General features: G+C 36.9%; 1 protein-coding gene. It reads left to right on the top strand.

Annotated features, from left to right (window positions below; translation table 11 throughout):
• Window positions 1-138: 138 nt before the first annotated feature.
• On the top strand, window positions 139-2,086 hold a 1,948-nt coding region (locus KDK19_RS00675; protein ID WP_257291122.1), incomplete at its 3' end, for a hypothetical protein.

The following is a 2,086-nucleotide window of genomic DNA, read 5'->3' as shown; positions in this document are numbered from 1 at the left end:
AATTTCTTGCAATCCTCGCTACGGACGCTTAAGTCCGACAGGCTGCTAGATGAATTATTGTTCTGGATCTTTTTTGGAAATTAATGGTCTAAAGCATGTATAGCTTAAGAGAATTAAATGTGTTCAATAGAGGGATTTATGAATATAAACACTACTGTAACAGATGCTTACGAACCTCATAAAAACAGTCTTGCTGAGAAGAATGATGAAAGTTTTGATTCAGAGCAGAGAGTGGTTAAAAGTTTTTCAAGAAAGCGATTGGTTGAAGATAAATCCTCTGCACCGATAAAGCAGATGCGAGAATTTGGTTGTATTGTACCAGATTGCAGTCATCAGATGGTCAATCAGCCTATTCCTGATCGAAAAGTTTCTCACTGCTTTAATTCTGACGGTTGTGAGGGCATAGATGAAGTCAAAAGCAGGCCGAGCGAGATATTTAGTGCTGATGAAGTGGCAAAATGCTTTCGAAATACCATTAAAAAACTCATACACACACTGAGGTACGAAAAAATTGCAAGAGAGAGTTATGAAGATGATCAAAGAGACGAATTAACAGAAATTTTTATCGATTTTATTTTATACCGGGAAGGTCTGGTTCATGATCGGTGTTTTACGGTTGAAAGCAGCACCGATAAATATGTGGCGGGTAAGATCATCAGCCAGAAACGAGTCGAAGAGATACAGTCTTTCCTGAATGCTATTTTTACCGAACGAGCGGCAGCGGAACCTAAAAGAAACAGGAGTCGATTATTTTATAGTCTGGGGGACATTCTGGTGGATTATCTCAACAAAAGAGAGAACGTACCAAATGATGTAATCCCAAATGTTAGATTTTTTTTAATGAATAAAAATGAATTCACCTACGAGAAATTGCTGAAGGATATATTTCCATTTTTTCAAACCCTTCTTCCTTCAGGAGGCCTTTTTTCTGAGCTGGTTATCATATTTAATTTTGCCGTGAAATTCAGGCAAAAAATTATCGATAGTGGTAGTTTATTATTTTACCCGAGTAATTTGTTAACCATTGCTTTGCGTATCAACAAAATTGATATGAGAGAGTTTTTTAATCGACATGTTATGGATGTTATTTTTTTTCGGCGTTGTGATGGTATTGTCGACACTCTTTTTGATGGTTGCCCTTTATCCACTGAGAATGAAGCAAAATCGGAAAACAAATTAAACCCTAAATTTGGAGAAGAGCTTGAATATGATGTAAAAAATGTAATTTCTGATTCAGAGGGGAAGCTTGTTAGCATTTTTTCATCTCGATTCGCAGAAAAAGAGTTAACTAACCACGTTACCGCTAAAAAATTTGATTCACGCTGTGGATTTGACAGTAACTTTACCCTGTTTCCTTTTTATGATACTCGGAAGTGGTTTGAAATAATCTGCACGCCTTATCATGCTGATGATAAACTCGCGGAATTATCTTTTGAAAAGGTCATTGAAGTGACTGATTCAATGCGCAAAGACGGGTTGATTGATTATAGCTCCGGGCATAAACACGTCGATGTCTTGAGTGCCACTCAGGGTGATACTAGTGTGCTTCTGGCTTTGGAGTCTGAGATCCAGCGAAACCCTTTTTTGCTGAGGGCATTTGGAAATAATGATCGTATCCTGCAGAACGATGAAGCCAAATGGTATAAAACATTTGCTGATTATAATCCAGACACAAAGCTATTTGCAGTGAAGCGGTTAAATTGGATCATTGATCGATATAATAAAAAAATAGAAGAAGGTTGTACTGAAGAGTCAAGCTATAAAAGCAACAATGATTCGGAAAAAAAAGACAGGCTTAATCAATTTGTGCATTTTTATAACCAACTTGTTCATATGACGACTATACAAAGGGGGCTTGGTGGAGTGGGTGACGATTATATGGAAAAGTACATGGCTATTTCTTTATTACATATTACCGGAGCAAGTAAAGTCAAAAAATTATCAACGCTGGAATTTCGTTTTTTCCGTTGTCCAAAAACGGTACAGGAAATCAAATTGATTAACCAATTTTTACACGCATTATTTCAGTACATTCATCAGTGCAGAAAGGATAAAATCCCTTTGCAGCCTGTCCCTGAAAATATCC

This window comes from Endozoicomonas sp. ONNA1, from assembly GCF_024606325.1.
GTDB lineage: Bacteria > Pseudomonadota > Gammaproteobacteria > Pseudomonadales > Endozoicomonadaceae > Endozoicomonas_A.
This window is presented reverse-complemented; position numbering and strand designations above follow the sequence as displayed.